Source organism: Bacillus sp. SKDU12 (assembly GCF_010093085.1).
GTDB lineage: Bacteria > Bacillota > Bacilli > Bacillales > Bacillaceae > Bacillus > Bacillus mexicanus.
In genome coordinates this window covers 343,116-359,626 of the sequence record NZ_MSRC01000017.1, presented here as the reverse complement: position 1 = coordinate 359,626, position 16,511 = coordinate 343,116, and the positions used below count along the sequence as shown (strand labels likewise).

The window sequence follows — 16,511 nt, the reverse complement described above, 5'->3', positions numbered from 1 at the left end:
TGGATAAGAGAGATTCCGTCTTGAGAGTTTTTAGAAGCCATTTCTAAACCTCTGATTTGTCCTCTCATTTTTTCAGAGATCGCAAGACCTGCTGCGTCATCTCCCGCACGGTTGATGCGAAGACCTGAAGAAAGTTTCTCCATGTTCTTTTGGCTAGCACCGTTGTTTGAACCTAAACGATTCAATGTGTTAAGTGCTGCGATATTGTGGTTAATTCTCATTTTCTATTACCTCCATGTATTTGGGACCTGACAGACGTCCTTGTCTGAAAAAAGTCCTTCGTTCTAGGGCTTATCAACCCTGACAATTTAAATATCGGAAAATTTTATAGGATGTTTAGCATTTCTAAGTTTTTATTATTTACCTATCTATATACAAGTTGTTTTTTCAAAAAAACTTCCATTGTGACGTGATTCATTTAAATAATTCAAAAGCACCCATATTCCAACTTAAAATATTGGCATCACATGAAGTGATTCACATATGCTCTTCAAAGATCGACTATATTCAATGATGAGTCAACATAAAAAAGCCCCATTAAGGGGCCTTTCATTAACGTAACAATTGAAGTACGTTTTGTGGCTGTTGGTTTGCTTGAGCAAGCATCGCTTGAGAAGCTTGAGAAAGAATGTTGTTCTTTGTGAACTCACTCATCTCTTTCGCCATGTCAACATCACGGATACGAGATTCAGCAGCTGTCAAGTTTTCACCAGAAGCGCTTAAGTTGTTGATTGTGTGCTCAAGACGGTTTTGTACCGCACCAAGTTTAGAACGTTGGTTAGAAACTTGAGTGATGGCTTCATCAATTCCGTCAAGTTGATCATCGAATGATGAAGTATCAAACTTTGTTACATCGATATCACTGATTGCTACAGTTGTCCCAAGGTCTGCTGCTTTCATGCTGTCGATATTTACTGTTAATTGCTGTCCTTTATTTGCACCAATTTGGAATGTAAGGTCTGCTGTTCCGCTAGCGAAAGAACCATCTAACAGGTTTTTACCGTTGAATTGCGTACGGTCTGCAATCCCGTTTGCATCAGTACCACCGCCGATTTCTTCTTTTAGAGCGGAGATTTCGTCTTGGATAGATTTAAGGTCATCTGGTTCCTGTGTACCTGTATTTCCTGCTTGAACAGTAAGTTCACGCATACGTTGAAGGATTGCATGAGTTTCAGTTAATGCACCTTCAGCTGTTTGGATAAGAGAGATTCCGTCTTGAGAGTTTTTAGAAGCCATTTCTAAACCTCTGATTTGTCCTCTCATTTTTTCAGAGATCGCAAGACCTGCTGCGTCATCTCCCGCACGGTTGATACGAAGACCTGAAGAAAGTTTCTCCATGTTCTTTTGGCTAGCGCCGTTGTTTGAACCTAAACGGTTTAATGTGTTAAGTGCTGCGATATTGTGGTTAATTCTCATTGTTTTGTTCCTCCCTGAATGTGTTTTTAGGCACGTCCTTGTGCCTCATTTTTGACCGGCGGAGAGTCCTGCGCCTCCTCCCGGCTACATCAGTAATATCGGATCATCTCTGATTTTATTAATACAAAAATAAAAAAATCCTCACTTTTTTTGTGAGGATAATGCGGCGATCATATCGCTGGATAATGCTGCTGCGCGGTTATTTTCTTCTTGAATAGTCAAGTATATTTCTTTCCGGTGAATATCAATATGCTTTGGGGCATCAATTCCCAGTTTCACTTGATCACCTTCAACCGAAATGACTTTCACTTCAATATCAGCACCTATTTGAATCGCTTCGTTGGTTTTTCGCGATAAAACTAGCATGATTCTCCTCCAATCGGATGCTTTGTCATATACGAGGAGTCTTGTAAAACGATTTGCTTTGCCCTCATGTTCTTCCGATTCACAATGACGGGAGCCAATAAATTGGCGGTCGATTTTTCGAATGGCTCTGCCATGGTCAAAATCGTCATCACTTCTACATCTTCAATGTTATCGATATCCAAAAGTCCAGCTGTTGATTCATCAAGGTCAAATTCATAATTTTTAAAAAAGATGAACGGACTCACAACGATGAACGCAAGATTTTCTGTAGTGACGGACTGCAGCGCCACGAATGGAGAGTCTTCTGAAAGCGGCAGGATGACGAATTGTTTTTCTTCTAAAAAGCCCGGAATCCCGTTTTCAAAAAGAATGATTTGTTCTTCTTTTACGTTCATTTGGCCATGGTACTTTGTATGAATGATCATGATTCACGATCCTTTTCTTTTTACTTTTCGAGTGATTCTTTCGGGTACTCTACATCTATATTTAAATCAGGGTATTGAAGCATGTCAACCTGAACGTTTCCAGGCGTATATTCAACAATTGGTTTTCTCGGTTCAGCCTGGATCACAGGCTTTTTCGGCGTAATCTGAATATCAAGTTCCGACGGGGTATATTGTACTTTCACTCTTGAAATAGAAATAGCATAGCGCTCACCTAATTGAATTTGTTTCATCTCAGAGTTCCTCTTTGCTTGTGAAGCGATAGGATTCCCCTTATTTTCAATTCTCATTAGCTCGTCTCCTTCTTGTACAATGCGAGCTATCCCCTCCATTACATCTTCATGCCCTTGCTGGGCGGCTTCTTCAATTCTTTGGAGGATATGTTTTCTGTCTAATTCTTCCCATGCTTGTGTTTGATCAATCGTGAGTTTTCCTGGTTTCACCGATATTTCCATTTCCGCGCTTGGCTGTTCGATCTCAAGATCGGCTTGCGGCTGCTCCATTTTCAAGCTGGCAGGCGTTGTTGTTAACCCAATTTTCCCTTGAACACTGTGCATAATCAATCTAGGAATTTGCATCGTTTTACCTCCTAACTATAAAAAAAGCGAACTCCTGAGAGCCGCTTACTTTAAAAAGTCAATTAGTGTAGGCTGAACAATTTGCGCATTTACAGCCAGAGTAGCCCTGTGCACACTTTGCTGCGCAATAAATTCAGTTATTACTTCTTCCAGTTCTACATCTTCATTGTCTGACAACACTTTTGTCGCTGTTTCTTCTTGAGCTGAAAGCCTTGTATTAACAAGTTCAAGACGATTATATCTCGCTCCAAGATCAGAGCGTTCAGCGCTCATGCCGCCAGAAAATTGATCAATATCATTTAAAACGTTGTCCATGCCATCAGCTGAACCTGAACTTAGTACCTTCTCAATTGAGTCAAGCATTTCAAAAACATTCTGTCCGCTTTCAGAAGTGCCTCCAAAAGCTGATTTTGGATCTGAGTTCACTTTTAATGTCATATTATTCGATATATTGACAACAACATCAGCAGTATCAGAAATTGTATAAGTACCGTTTCCATTATCTGTAACCGGAGGCTTGTCTGAATTCGTGCCGTTAAAGATATATCTTCCGTTCACTTGTGTATTTGCGATTTTTAAAAGCTGATCCTTTAACTGCTTCACTTCAACGCCCATCGCTTGCCGCTCTGCTTCGCCGTTTGTATCATTTTGAGCTTGTACAGCTAAGTCTCTGACCTTTGATAAGATGTCAATTCCTTCAGTAATGTTTGTTTCAGTGTTTTCGAGCCAGGTAAAGGCTTGAGAAGCATTACTTTTATATTGCTGTACTTGAGACAATTGCGTATTATACTTTAAGCTTTTCATCGCTACGACAGGATCGTCAGAAGCTTTTGAGACTTTTTTTCCCGACGAAATCTGCGATTGAAGCTTATCCAGCTTGGAGTAGCTTGAACCGATATATCTCAATGAGTTTTGCTGGATCATTCCTTGTGTTACTCTCATTTGCCTCTACCTACCTTCCTCCGACACCCATGCCGTTGATTACTTTGTCGAGTATTTCGTCTTGTAACGTCACCATTCTTGCAGCAGCATTGTATGCGTGTTGGAATTGAATCATATTGGTCATTTCTTCATCTAAAGAGACCGCGCTCATTTGCTGACGGTTTATGTCCGCATCATTCAGCTGTGTTTCGGTATTAGATGCCAGACGATTCGCCTCTTGAGCACTGATACCCAGCTCGCCAATCAGACCCGCATAATAATCTAACACACTGGTTTCTTTCCCTGTAATGGTGATTTTACCTGTTAAAACATTCGCTAATTTTGTAGCATTTGCATTATCGTTGGCTGCGCCAGTCAATGAGAAAGCGATATTGGCGCCTTTTGAATCTAATATGCTGTCAGCTACTTTAATCTTGCCAGCTGCTCCCTTGGCAGGCTCCGTTTCACCGCCGGTAAAGTCAAAAAAGTTCCCGCCTTGTGCGCCGCTTTTAGTCAAACCATTACTATGCACTTCATTGAAGGCTTTCGCAAATTCAAGTGCCATATTATCAAGATCGGAAAGCATGTCTGGATATACGCCTTTTTCTTTGCCGTCTGATGTTAAATATCCGTAAGACTCTACAAGTCCTAAAAAGGATCCCTTGCCGCTGAATGACTCTACCTGTATAGCTTTATCTCCGATTGAAATACCTGATACTAACCCAGAATCATTGTCATAGTCAACTGCAAGTTGTGAAACCTCGTAATTTTCACCGTTCAAAACTGTCCCGAGCGACTGTTTATTTTTATCAAGGATTTCGATTGATGCAGTTCCTTCAGCAGAAGCAAGTGCATTTCCGCCTGATTTGTTGTAGTTGACTTTAATATCAACCATTGAGGATAATTTATCGATCAGCAAATCCCGCTGGTCATATAAGCCATTTGGAAGAAGCCCGGATGGTTCCACTTGTGCAATTTGCTTATTCAAACTGTTTAATTGGGAAAGCACTGAATTGACGTCCAACACCGTAGTATTCAGCTCTTCTTTTAAGTTCGATTGAACATTTGTAAGTGATTCTGAAATATAATTAAACGTTTCAGCTACAGCTTGTCCTTTTTTGGCAACAACAGAACGCGCGCTTTCTTCATTTGTATTATTCGATAATTCCTGCAGCGAATTCCAAAATGAATTGAGCACACTGTTCAAGCCGCTGTTATCATTTTCATTAAAAATGCCTTCCATTTGGGACAGAGCTTTGGCTTTCGTGTCATAGTATCCGGCACTGTTGTTTTGAAGACGGTATTGGTAGTCAAGAAAGATATCTCTGATTCGCTCAACTGACTTCCCTTGGACCCCTGTTCCCATTTGTCCCGCAGTTTTTTCCATGTTTTTTGAGACAGCAGGGAAATAGTCAGTTGCTTCTAGTGAGACCCGCTGTCTTGTATAACCATCAGTATTGGCATTTGCCACGTTATTTGCAGTAGTGCTTAACGCTGCCTGCTGAGCGCTTAACGCCCGCCTTGCAGTTTCAAGCCCCATAAAGGTAGATGTCATATTCCGAATTCCTTTCTGCTAAGCTTTTGAATCAAATAGCTTCATTCGGCTGCTCTTTGGAAGCTCCGCTTTAATTGATTTGCTGTAATTGAAATTATTTTCTTTAGGGACCAGCATATCGTACGAAATAGAGATAAACTGCAGTGCATCTCTCGTCAGCTGCCTATTCATCTCATTCACTTCTTTCAGACGTCCTAAAACGTTAGAAAGAGCTTCATATAACTGTTCCAGCTCTGCCTTTTCTCTGCCAGCGGTTTTGGCGATACATGCGGAAATGGTGTTGCTTTCGCTGTATCCGAGAAAGGCGGACGTTGCTTTTATCCGGTCATCTTCTGTCTGACCGATTGCTTGAATATACTTTTGCTCTTTTGTCAAAATGTTAGAAAGCTCTTTTGTTTTGCCGGCTTTGAGCGCTTCCGTCTTTTCCTCAGACAGCGTGAGCAGGTGCTCATGCAGAACGCAAAGTCGCTTCAATTGTTCAATAATTGGCTTTGCTGACATGGGCTTTCTCCTTTTTATTGCTTTTTATAAAAATTAACGATATTTTTCGCGATATGATTTGCGTCTACTTTGTATGATCCATTTTCAATTTGCGCTTTAAGCTGCGCAATTTTTTCTTGTCGTGAACCAGTGACTGCATCGGATGCATTTTGCAGTTCCTTAGCCTGTGATGAAATTTCAATTTTATCTTGAGGTTGTGCAGCAGTTTTGTGCATCGCTTGCTTTTCATATTTTTTTTGGTAAGGATTAACGGATTGTGTTCCAAATTGATTGATTTTCATAGGATTCCTCTCGCTTTCCGTTGCAGTCTTTAAACAATCTAACCCTTTTATCGACTGCCGTTTCAGTTAGTTTAGGGAATCAGCTGTTTTTGGTATTATAGGCATAGTATGTGTCTTTTCTACTATTTTCCCTTTCTGTTTTCAGTGTATCTTCATGGTTCAAATGATCCATTTGAGCCTTTAAATCAGACTGACAAGCCTTGCAGAACTTGCCTTCTCGAATTGATGTCCCGCATCTTTCACAAGGGTATCCCAAATTAGGAAAATGAGTGATTTGAATACGCTTTTGCCTGATAAATTTCAGTATCAGTTCTTCTTCTACACCTGTTTCCTCGGTTACCTGACTTAAAGTTGATTGCCGGTTTTCCTGTTTCCTTAAAAACTTATACACAATCTCAAACAATTTTTCTTCTTCCTTAATACACGCTTGACAGACGGTTTGCAGATTGGTTTTTAAAAATAGAGCATTGCATTTTGGGCAATTCGCCAGTTCTCCCATCTTTCTTCTCCTTATTCGATAATATTCCTGTGTTAATTTCTAGTGATTATATCGGCATAAAATCAAAATCATTTAGCTCCTGATCAAGGTAAAAGATGCTACTGAAGCGGCTTTTCCTTTCTCTAATAAGCAGCGGGCTGCAAAATGCAAAGTGGCGCCTGTTGTATAAAGATCGTCTATTAAAATGATATCCATACCTTCAACTGACTTGTTTTTCGTATCAAAAATAGACGCTGAAAGCAGGCGTTCTGTTTTCTTTTTCTTAGACTGTTTTTCATTATTCAGGCGGATAAGGGGCTGACAGATAGGTCGATCTAAACATTCTGCCAAGAGCTGAGCCTGATTAAATCCGCGCTCTTCTTTTCGTTCCTTGCTCAACGGAATAGGAACGAGAACAAAATGCTTATCGGGGTAAACCTTTGAAAAGGCAGAAGAAAAATCACTTTTAAAAACATTTATGATTTCCGCATCTCCTCTAAACTTAAACCGGGAGAGCGTTTCTTTCATTATATCATTATATGTGTAAACTGAACGGTTTTGGCGGAGCAGCAATCTGTGACTAACCCTTGATTTCCACGCCTCGCAATCCTTGCATACCGAAGATACAGGCTGAGGTCTGCCGCACTGGATGCAAACATGTCCTGTGATTTTCTTTAATTTGCTTCTGCACGAATGACAGACCTTTTCGTCGGGCTTTAATAAAAATAGGGCTCTCCATGTAACAGGTTGAGACATTTGCGAATCGCACAATAGACAGATCAGTTTATGAGTGCCTCCTCTAGCTTCGTTTGGCATAAATCGCTTGGACTCTCTGATACCACAGCAGCAGATTCAGCTAAAATGACAAGCATAGCCGTATTTTTTTGTTTATCTACCAGCTCAGCTTTCTTAAATGCAATCTTTTTCAGATCAGTGACGTAGGATGGTCTCACTTTGTTCAAAGAAAGTGCCAATACGTCGTTTTTGCAAACTTGGCAAGTGCAGATCATATGAAGCTGGTCCATATATCGATCGAGCAGTTCTTTCATTACGATTTCTTTAGAATTGACAAGCATTTTTACAGCTCCTCATCGCGTTTATATGAGTATACTGTACCACGTTTTCAAATAAAGGCTAGTCTGTTCATTCAGTTTTCACCGCCAAGTGATTCATTTCTTTTATATGCTTTTTTGCTTCCAGCATACTCTTTGTTTTTCCGAAATGAAAGAAAATAACATCACCATCCGCATGCTCTTTGTGCCGCCCGGTCCTTCCTGCGATCTGTACAAGTGCGCTTTCCGTGAAGATAGGCGATTCCGCCCCTAATACACCCGTTTGTACATTGGGAACCGTAACTCCTCTTTCTAAAATTGTTGTTGTGAGTAAGAGATCAAGCTGACCGTCTCTGAATTGCTGCACTTTTTCTTTTCTGTGCTTATCTTCTGCATGCACTGATGCCGTTCGGCAGCTGCTGCCTGTAAAACATGCAGCTGCCTTTTCCAGCACTGAAACGGAAGGAACAAACAAAAAAACAGGCCTTCCTTCTTTCACATGAAACACTATCCACCTTTTTACCGCTAGCGGCATTTTATTTCGGTTTAATTTCTTTTTCCAGTTTCCGCACCATAGAAATCGCGGTTCCGGTAAAGGTTTCTGATGATGTCTTGCTGGAATGCGAATTGTAGGCAGCTGTCCGTTCATTATTTTTCTTTTTAATTGTTTAGACGGTGTTGCACTTAAATAAACTAGAGTGCTGTTTTTCTTTCTAGCTTTTTGAACTGCGAATTGAAGAGTTTGGTCAACAGAATATGGAAAAGCATCAACTTCATCAATGATCATGACGTCAAATGCGTCTTTATACCGCAAAAGCTGATGTGTGGTGGAAATCATAAGCGGAGATAAGCGCCCTTTGTCCTCGCTTCCTCCGTAAAGCGCTGAAATGTCTGCATCCTGAAAGGCAGATTTGAGTCTCGGAGCAAGCTCTAATACAACATCGGTGCGAGGTGTTGCAATACATACACGCAATCCTTGATTTAAGGCAGATTCAATACCGGGGAATAGCATCTCTGTTTTGCCAGCGCCGCAAACCGCCCAGATGAGGAGTTCTTCTTTCTTTGATATCGCATCAATTAAGACATTGGCGGCTTTTTGCTGTCCGCTTGAGAGCTTGCCATTCCATACCAGCTTTATCGGCTGCCGGCTTGGTTCATCCTCCTCTATCCAAGAATATAAAGGCACATCCTCGCTCACTCTTCCCATCATGACACAAGAGCGGCAATACATCTGATGCTTTCCAGATGAGAGATAAAAAGAAAAATACCGCTGATCATCTTGGCCGCACCTATTACACCTATACCTCCCTTTGTTTATGGATATAGATTTTTGAGCGGCAATATAGCCATTCTCGATATGCCATTCAATCAGCTCATCAGAAAATGGGAGTTCATTTCTGAGCAAGTGACGGCTTTGGAGTGTCTGCTGTAATTCTTTTGAAAAAGAAATGTTCTTTTCATCCGGCACAATCATCCTTATACCGCCTCCTTTTGAGACAGTCTGCCCTAATGAAGATTTTCTGTCCAGCAATCAAAATAAGAATATAAAAAAATCTCCGCTGCTAAAACGGAGATTTTACGTTATTTCAAACACCAGCAAACCCCTAGCGCGCCTTCACCTAGATGAGTGCCGATAACCGCGCCAAAATAACTGTTATAAAATTCTACATGAGGATACTTTACAGAAAGCTCTTCAATGATTTTCGCTGCTTCTTCTTCTCGATTAGCATGGATAACAGCAGCACGCATAGGCAATCCTTTACTCGCATCTTCGTCCAAAAGCTCGTAAATTCGAGAAATTGCTTTTTTACGTGTGCGAATCTTCTCAAAAGGCACAATTACCTTATTGTCAAAATGAAGGATAGGCTTTACCTTTAGAAGACTCCCAATAAAGGCCTGGGCGCTGCTTAATCGCCCGCCCCGCTGAAGATGGGCTAAATCATCCACCATAAAATACGCCCGAACTGTTTTTTTCATTTCTTCCAGTTCTTTTATAATATCTTGTGGCGATGATGCTCCCTTTTTAATTAATTCAGCAGCTTTAAGAGCATAAAAGCCTTGAGCCAAGCAGCTGATCTCTGAGTCAAATGGATACACGTCAATATTGTCCACCATGGTGTCAGCCGCTGATGCACTGCTGAACGTTCCGCTGATCCCGCTGGACAGATGGATACTGATGACCGCATCATAAGATCTGCCAAGTTCCTCGTACAAAGCAACCAGCTCACCGATTGGCGGCTGAGAAGTAGTTGGAAGCTCTGCATGTTTTTTCACTTCATCGTAAAAGCTTCTCCAGTCCAATTCGATTTCTTCACGATAAGTTTCTTCACCAAAAACAACCTGGAGAGGAATCATATGTATTTGATGTTGTTCACGCATTTCTTTCGGAATATATGCTGTGCTGTCTGTTACAACTGCAATTTTCATAGCTTTGATACCTGCCTTATTGCTTTATAACTCTATTGTAAGCGAAACAGAAGCCTAAAAAAAGACCTGCCTAGTAAAAGGCAAGTCTCGTATTATACTATCTCATTTCCACCCAGCCATTTTTAATGGCGACCACAACGGCTTGCGTTCGGTCGTTAACATTCATTTTTTGCAGAATGTTGCTCACATGGTTTTTCACGGTTTTCTCACTGATAAACAATGATTCACCAATACCGCGGTTGCTTTTTCCGTCTGCAAGCATCTGCAGCACTTCGCATTCCCGCCTAGTTAAAATATGTAATGGTCTGCGGATTTCAGGATAAACCTCGTGCTGAGGATGTGCAGAAACACCGCTTGTTGCAAGTCGGCGGAATTCGTTAACGAGGTTGTGAGTCACCTTCGGATGAAGGTAAGAACCGCCCTCGGCCACTACTTTAACCGCTTCAATTAATGTATCAGCATCCATCTCTTTCAGCAGATAACCTCTTGCACCTGTTTTCAGGGCATGTGTTACATAATTTTCGTCATCGTGAATTGATAGAATAATTACTTTAGATTCAGGATACAGCTCTACAAGCTGTTTTGTAGCTTCCACACCATTTACGTTCGGCATATTGATATCCATGATCACAACATCAGGATGATAGTGCTCTACAATACGAGCCGCTTCGTCTCCGTCATCACCTTCGGCTACCACTTCAAAGGTAGGTTCAAAATCCAATATCCGTTTTACACCTTCACGAAATAACTGATGGTCGTCGATAATAACAATGTTTACTTTAGTCACAAGCCACGCCTCCTTGTATTATTGTTCTATATACGCTAGCATTCGGTCAATATGTCTTTTGGCTCTATTTTACAAATCATAGTCAAAGAGATAACGGAACCTTGATCATAATAAATGTCCCAAGACCTATTTTCGAATCTATCGTCATCGTTCCTTCCAATAAATCTACTCTTTCTTTCATGCCCAGCAAACCGAATGATTTGTTTTTCTTCTCTTTCGCTTCCTTCAAGTCGAACCCTTTGCCGTTATCTTTTATCATTAAAATCACAAAATCCTTTGTGATCTCAACTTTGACTGTAATTTCTTCAGATTCAGAATGCTTTAGCGCATTAGACACAGCCTCCTGTGCGAGCCTGAAGAGTGCAACTTCAAACTGGGGCGCAAGCCGCTTATCCTCTGTTTCACCAATGCACTGAAAATGTATTTTGACCTTCCCATTATATTCTTCCGTTGTATTTAAATATTTCCTTAAAGTTGGAATCAAGCCTAGGTCATCAAGGGCCATCGGTCTTAAATCATATATAATCCTTCTCACTTCGTAAAGGGCATTGCGAACATTTTGGCGGAGATTTTTAATTTCTTGGAACCCATCCTCAGTACCCCTGTCACGGAAAATCCGCTCGATTAATTCCGATCTCATCATAACATTCGCCAGCATTTGAGCAGGTCCGTCATGAATTTCTCTTGAGACTCTTTTTCTTTCTTCTTCCTGTGCCTCAATAATTCTTAAGCCGAAGTCCTGTTTTGCCTGAGCATCAGCAAGAAGCAGTCCGACCTCACGCAAATCCTGATTCAAATAGTTCAGCACAACTGTTATTTGGCTTACTAATGATTCAGATCGCTCAATGATTTCTTGAAGCCCCAACAGTCTTCGCTCTAAATCATCCCGGCGTTCGCGCAGCTGCTTTTCACGCTGCTGAATCATCGTCAATTCCACCTGCAGTTTATGGGCTTTTTCGTAAGCAGTCCGGATTTCTTCTTCACTGAACCTATGGAAATTGCGGCTGACCTCGGATAACCGGTTTCTCGCATGGCGGGTTTGCACTTCAAGTTTATCGCCAAGCTCGATCACTTCATACACCTGCTGTTTAATTTGTTTCAGCTCTTCAACCAGCTGTTCATACTGCTGGCGTGACTGCTCCCCGATTTGAAAAACCTCGTCCTTGCTCCCGTCAACGGTTTTCAGCATCTTCATCAAAATAGAATCCAGAACTTTGGAATCCATCTTTGTTTTATTCATAATTTCCCTCCGTCACGGCGTTGTCATATATTTTTATTATAAATGTAATTGATCTGCAAATTACGTCGAATTATAATGAAAGAATGCGTATATTCTAGAAAAAGTAATTTTATTTACCTTCTAGTCTTTATGATAACAAAATACGCACAAAAATTCTAAAGACTGTACGAATTTGTATAAACAGTCTTTTATGCTTAGCAGGGGGTCAGCAAGCATGCTGCATAGCTATTTTACTGTGAAAGAAGCTGGAGAACACGAAATTGTGATAGAAAAATCTCGTTTTATCTGTCATGTAAGCCGTGTTTCTACCGAGCAAGAGGCACAGGAATTTATACAGAAAATAAAGAAACAGCACTGGAATGCGACTCATAATTGTTCGGCTTACGTAATTGGCGAGAACGATCATGTCCAAAAAGCCAATGATGACGGAGAACCAAGCGGTACAGCGGGAGTGCCGATGCTCGAGGTATTAAAAAAACGCGGACTTAAGGATACTTGCGCCGTTGTGACACGGTACTTTGGGGGCATTAAACTTGGGGCCGGCGGATTAATTCGAGCTTATGGGAAGTCAGTGTCTGAAGGATTGAATCATATAGGTGTTGTAGAACGGAAGCTTATGCGGGTCATGCATACTTCCGCAGATTACACTTGGCTCGGCAAGATTGAAAATGAATTAAGAGAATCACCATTTCTGTTAAAGGAAATCCATTACGCGGAAAATGTTGAATTTGAGGCATATGTGGAAGAAAAAGAAACAAAAACATTTTTTGAGTGGATGACAGAACTGACAAATGGAAAGAGTGATATTAAAGAAGGGGAGTTGACGTACCTTGAAAAAGCCGTCAATCACATAAAGGAGACTGAATAATGGCTGAACGTGTTAGAGTGCGTGTGCGCAAAAAGAAAAAAAGCAGACGCAAGAAAATTTTAAAAAGAATCATGTTATTGTTTGTCCTCGCATTGCTGGTAGTCGTAGGACTTGGAGGATATAAACTTTATAAAACCATTAACGCTGCGGATGATTCATACGATGCCCTTTCCCGCGGAGATAAATCAAATCTTCGCAGCCAAGTTGTAGATATGAAGAAAAAACCGTTTTCTATTTTATTTATGGGCATAGAGGATTACGCGACCAAAGGGCAAAAAGGGAGATCAGACTCTCTTATTGTCGTTACCCTTGATCCTAAAAATAAAACCATGAAAATGCTGAGCATTCCGCGTGATACACGGGTGCAATTGGCCAGTAATACAACCGGAAGCAAAACAAAGATTAACGCCGCTTTCAGTAAAGGCGGAAAAGATGAGACAGTTGAAACTGTTGAAAACTTCTTGCAAATCCCGATCGATAAATATGTCACAGTTGATTTTGACGGATTTAAAGACGTGATTAATGAAGTTGGCGGCATTGATATAAATGTGCCTTTCGATTTCGATGAAAAAAGTGATGTGGACGAGAGCAAACGGATCTACTTTAAAAAAGGCGAAATGCATTTAAATGGCGAAGAAGCCTTGGCGTACGCACGTATGAGGAAACAGGATAAACGCGGAGACTTTGGCCGTAATGACAGACAGAAACAAATCTTAAATGCACTGATTGACAAAATGTCCAATGTAGGCAACATCGCTAAGATTGATAAAATTGCAGAAAAAGCCAGCGACAATGTCGAAACCAATATCCGCATTACGGAAGGTTTAGCACTGCAGCAGATTTACAGCGGTTTTGCCAGCAAAAAAATTGATACGCTGAGTATTACAGGTTCGGATTTGTATTTAGGACCGAACAAGACGTATTATTTTGAACCAGACGCCACAAATCTGGAGATTGTCAGAAAAACGCTCCAAGAGCATTTGCATTATACTCCAGATACAAACAGCACCAGCACAGATGAAAGCACAACAACTAACGGTACGACATATTCGAATGACGGCAGCACAAGCTCAAACAACACAACTGATTCATCCTATTAAAACAAGCCCGGTCCTCAGAGGACCGGGCTTGTTTGCGCAGAAAAAAACTCCGGCACATCAGCCGGAGTTTTTTAATTCCTTTTCACGAGCCGTTTATAAAATTTCGTAAACGGCTTAAATCTTTCATTCACGAGTCCTGTCACTTCGGCTATGATCTGCATGAAAATGATTAAAATGAAGATAATAAACAAAGAGAGCCAAATTGTGGCACTTTTCAGTACAATTGCACTTATGCTGAAAATAAAACCAATCAGATAAATCACAATGACTGACATTCGATGGGAAAGGCCAAAGGCCATCAGTCTATGGTGGATATGTGACTTATCGGGTGCCGAAATCGGCTGTTTGTTTAAAATTCTTCTAATGATTGCAAATGTTGTATCAAAAATCGGTACGCCTAATATAATAATTGGGATAACAATACTGAATAATGTTACGCTTTTATACAGGCCTAATAAGGAAAGAATTGAAATACAATACCCTAAAAAAAGTGATCCTGTATCACCCATAAAAATTTTCGCCGGGTGAAAGTTGTAAAATAAAAATCCAAGTGTACTCGCGATAACAACTAATGAAAGTGACAGAATCAGCACTTTTCCGCCAGATAGCGCCATGACAGCGATCGTTGACAGGCCGATAATTGAAAGACCGGCGGCAAGGCCATCCAATCCGTCAATGAGATTAATCGCGTTTGTGATGCCGACAATCCATAATACCGTCAGCGGATAAGCCATCCATCCTAATTCAAATCGTTCTGCTAAAAAAGGCACTGAGAAAAAATCCATTTTTAAGCCAGTGCTTACAATCATGATGGCTACACCTAATTGAACCAAAAACTTAACTTTTGCACTTAATTGAAATTTATCGTCAAGAATACCTAACACAATAATAATGAATGCTCCGACTGTAATGGCTGTCATTCTTGTTTCTGTGTATATGCCGGATGCAAGCACACCTGCTACCACACCGACAAATATGGCCAGTCCGCCCATTCGGGGCATGATTTTATCATGTACTTTTCGATTGCTGGGCTGGTCAACTGCACCTATTTTAATCGCAATCCTTTTAACGATTGGGGTCATGATTAAAACCGTCAGCAGCGAGACAATAAACGCAACAACAATGCGAATCATGCGTTCGTCAAGCATAAAGAAGTCTCCTTTGGAATTAAATGAAGTCTTTATTTTATATAGAGAACCGTTCCTTCCATTATACCTTTTCCTTAGTTATTATAACAAGCTTCATCAAAAAGAAACATGTATAATCAAAAAACGCGCATCCCAAATTATAGGGCTACGCCTGTTTTTGAATCCCTGTATATTTCATCATTTTTGTAAATAAGCACTTCCAATCCTGTGCGCGGGCGATGTTTCGGCGCATTTCTTTATAGGCGTCATCCCCGTTATGGCCGATTACTTTTTCGCACGCGGCGATAAAATCAAGCGGATGACCGCCTTCAACATATTCGTATACATACGGTTTTTGCATTTTTGAGGTTGATGGAAGATTAGAGCCGACGATAGGCTTACCCGCCGCCAAAAATTCAAATAGTTTCAGCGGAAATACGGCTTGATTATACGGTGATTGTTTATATGGCATGATGCCGATGTCGATAAGCTCCATATAATGCGGAACTTCTTTTGGCTCCGCCGGTCCGGTCCATATGACATTGGGAAGCCTGAGCAGTTCTTGGAACGAAACGTCGCCGTTTGTAGCATCCGGTCCGACCCATAAAAATGTCCAATCGGGTTTTTGCAGTGCGGCTTCTTCAATCATTTTAAAATCCAGCTTCGGTTTAATCCCGCCGATAAAGCCTAATACCGTTCCTTTTCTTCCGTGTAATATGCTGCGATCAGGAATCGCTTTATTCGCAGAAAACAACTCATATTCCACGCCGTTTTCGACGGTATGAACCTTGTCTCGTCCCGCAGTCAGCTTTTTGTCTACTTCTTTATGAAGATAATCTGATGAACAGGTAATGGAATCTGCACGATGTATAATTCTCAGCTCTGCCGATTTAATGACCTTTTGCCTGAACTCAGACAGCAGATTTGAACGGCCGCTGATCGGCGCCGCCCATAAATCACTGCAATCATAAATGACCTGATCCCAAGGATACAGTGAGGACAGCAGCGGGAATCCAGGGAACGTATACCATAAACAGCAGCGTTCACCGTTTGCAGCAGCAGACTCCAGCTCATCAAGCAATGGTGAGAGCTTATGCCTGTAAAAGACATCTTTGTATCGACCAAAACGAAATATTTTTTTTTGCAGCAGATCTTTGACAGCGAATTGCCTGATACCCGAATGAACCTGTTGCAAATCATTTCCCTCAGGATATGGGGCTGGACATACCCAAATGACTTCCTTTGTTTCCTCTTGAGCAGCTAAAAACTCTGCCAGCCGGTGCCTTCTGTATCTCAATTGGTCTTTTCCCCATTGAGCAGTGGCAACAATAACATGAATGATTGCTTCTTTTCCTTCCACCTTCATCACCT

General features: G+C 41.1%; 19 protein-coding genes and 1 pseudogene. 2 read left to right on the top strand and 18 right to left on the bottom strand.

Annotated features, from left to right (window positions below; all coding sequences use genetic code 11):
- The 16 genes and pseudogenes from BTW01_RS16050 to degS form a co-directional block, all read right to left on the bottom strand.
- Positions 1-221: pseudogene (locus BTW01_RS16050) on the bottom strand (flagellin); the annotation flags it as partial.
- Between the two features lie 331 nt (positions 222-552).
- Positions 553-1,416, bottom strand: a complete 864-nt coding sequence (hag, locus tag BTW01_RS16045; RefSeq protein ID WP_162103982.1) for a flagellin Hag — start codon at positions 1,414-1,416, stop codon at positions 553-555.
- Positions 1,417-1,557: 141 nt separating this feature from the next.
- The gene (gene csrA, locus BTW01_RS16040; RefSeq protein WP_162103981.1) at positions 1,558-1,782 is read right to left on the bottom strand and encodes a carbon storage regulator CsrA; all 225 of its coding nucleotides are present in this window, start codon (positions 1,780-1,782) and stop codon (positions 1,558-1,560) included.
- The gene (gene fliW, locus BTW01_RS16035; RefSeq protein WP_162103980.1) at positions 1,776-2,207 is read right to left on the bottom strand and encodes a flagellar assembly protein FliW; all 432 of its coding nucleotides are present in this window, start codon (positions 2,205-2,207) and stop codon (positions 1,776-1,778) included. Before fliW ends, csrA begins: the two co-directional genes overlap by 7 nt.
- Before the next feature lie 20 nt (positions 2,208-2,227).
- On the bottom strand, positions 2,228-2,803 hold the full coding sequence (locus BTW01_RS16030) for a DUF6470 family protein (RefSeq protein WP_162103979.1): 576 nt from the start codon (positions 2,801-2,803) through the stop codon (positions 2,228-2,230).
- A gap of 45 nt (positions 2,804-2,848) precedes the next feature.
- The gene (gene flgL, locus BTW01_RS16025) at positions 2,849-3,745 is read right to left on the bottom strand and encodes a flagellar hook-associated protein FlgL (protein ID WP_162103978.1); all 897 of its coding nucleotides are present in this window, start codon (positions 3,743-3,745) and stop codon (positions 2,849-2,851) included.
- Between the two features lie 10 nt (positions 3,746-3,755).
- Positions 3,756-5,279 (bottom strand): flagellar hook-associated protein FlgK, encoded by a 1,524-nt coding sequence (flgK, locus tag BTW01_RS16020; protein WP_162103977.1) that lies wholly within the window; start codon positions 5,277-5,279, stop codon positions 3,756-3,758.
- An 18-nt stretch (positions 5,280-5,297) separates the two neighbouring features.
- Entirely contained in the window at positions 5,298-5,780 is a 483-nt protein-coding gene (gene flgN / locus BTW01_RS16015; RefSeq protein WP_162103976.1) for a flagellar protein FlgN, read from the bottom strand.
- Positions 5,781-5,794: 14 nt separating this feature from the next.
- Complete coding sequence (gene flgM / locus BTW01_RS16010; RefSeq protein WP_162103975.1) at positions 5,795-6,061, bottom strand: flagellar biosynthesis anti-sigma factor FlgM; 267 nt, start codon at positions 6,059-6,061, stop codon at positions 5,795-5,797.
- 79 nt (positions 6,062-6,140) lie between these two features.
- Entirely contained in the window at positions 6,141-6,560 is a 420-nt protein-coding gene (locus BTW01_RS16005) for a TIGR03826 family flagellar region protein (RefSeq protein ID WP_162103974.1), read from the bottom strand.
- A gap of 72 nt (positions 6,561-6,632) precedes the next feature.
- Positions 6,633-7,355: a double zinc ribbon domain-containing protein gene (locus BTW01_RS16000; RefSeq protein ID WP_162103973.1), complete on the bottom strand. Its 723-nt coding sequence runs from the start codon at positions 7,353-7,355 to the stop codon at positions 6,633-6,635.
- Positions 7,319-7,615 carry a late competence development ComFB family protein gene (locus tag BTW01_RS15995; RefSeq protein WP_162103972.1) on the bottom strand — a complete coding sequence of 99 codons (297 nt, stop codon included), beginning with the start codon at positions 7,613-7,615 and terminating at the stop codon, positions 7,319-7,321. Before BTW01_RS15995 ends, BTW01_RS16000 begins: the two co-directional genes overlap by 37 nt.
- Positions 7,616-7,682: 67 nt before the next feature.
- Entirely contained in the window at positions 7,683-9,065 is a 1,383-nt protein-coding gene (gene comFA / locus BTW01_RS15990; RefSeq protein WP_162103971.1) for an ATP-dependent helicase ComFA, read from the bottom strand.
- Between the two features lie 107 nt (positions 9,066-9,172).
- Positions 9,173-10,018, bottom strand: a complete 846-nt coding sequence (locus BTW01_RS15985; RefSeq protein WP_162103970.1) for a DegV family protein — start codon at positions 10,016-10,018, stop codon at positions 9,173-9,175.
- Positions 10,019-10,115: 97 nt separating this feature from the next.
- A complete protein-coding gene (gene degU, locus BTW01_RS15980) occupies positions 10,116-10,805 on the bottom strand; it encodes a two-component system response regulator DegU (protein WP_003219701.1) in 690 nt (229 codons plus the stop codon).
- 82 nt (positions 10,806-10,887) lie between these two features.
- The gene (gene degS, locus BTW01_RS15975) at positions 10,888-12,045 is read right to left on the bottom strand and encodes a two-component sensor histidine kinase DegS (protein WP_162103969.1); all 1,158 of its coding nucleotides are present in this window, start codon (positions 12,043-12,045) and stop codon (positions 10,888-10,890) included.
- Between the two features lie 214 nt (positions 12,046-12,259).
- On the opposite strand from degS, the gene BTW01_RS15970 reads away from it, so the two are divergent.
- On the top strand, positions 12,260-12,913 hold the full coding sequence (locus tag BTW01_RS15970) for a YigZ family protein (protein ID WP_162103968.1): 654 nt from the start codon (positions 12,260-12,262) through the stop codon (positions 12,911-12,913).
- Positions 12,913-14,013, top strand: a complete 1,101-nt coding sequence (locus BTW01_RS15965; RefSeq protein ID WP_162103967.1) for an LCP family protein — start codon at positions 12,913-12,915, stop codon at positions 14,011-14,013. Before BTW01_RS15970 ends, BTW01_RS15965 begins: the two co-directional genes overlap by 1 nt.
- A 71-nt stretch (positions 14,014-14,084) precedes the next feature.
- Here the strand turns inward: BTW01_RS15965 and BTW01_RS15960 are convergent, their stop codons facing one another.
- Both BTW01_RS15960 and tuaH read right to left on the bottom strand, forming a co-directional pair.
- Positions 14,085-15,161, bottom strand: a complete 1,077-nt coding sequence (locus BTW01_RS15960) for an MraY family glycosyltransferase (RefSeq protein ID WP_162103966.1) — start codon at positions 15,159-15,161, stop codon at positions 14,085-14,087.
- 145 nt (positions 15,162-15,306) lie between these two features.
- Positions 15,307-16,500, bottom strand: coding sequence for a teichuronic acid biosynthesis protein TuaH (gene tuaH, locus BTW01_RS15955; RefSeq protein ID WP_162103996.1), 1,194 nt, complete (start codon positions 16,498-16,500; stop codon positions 15,307-15,309).
- Between the last annotated feature and the right edge of the window lie 11 nt (positions 16,501-16,511).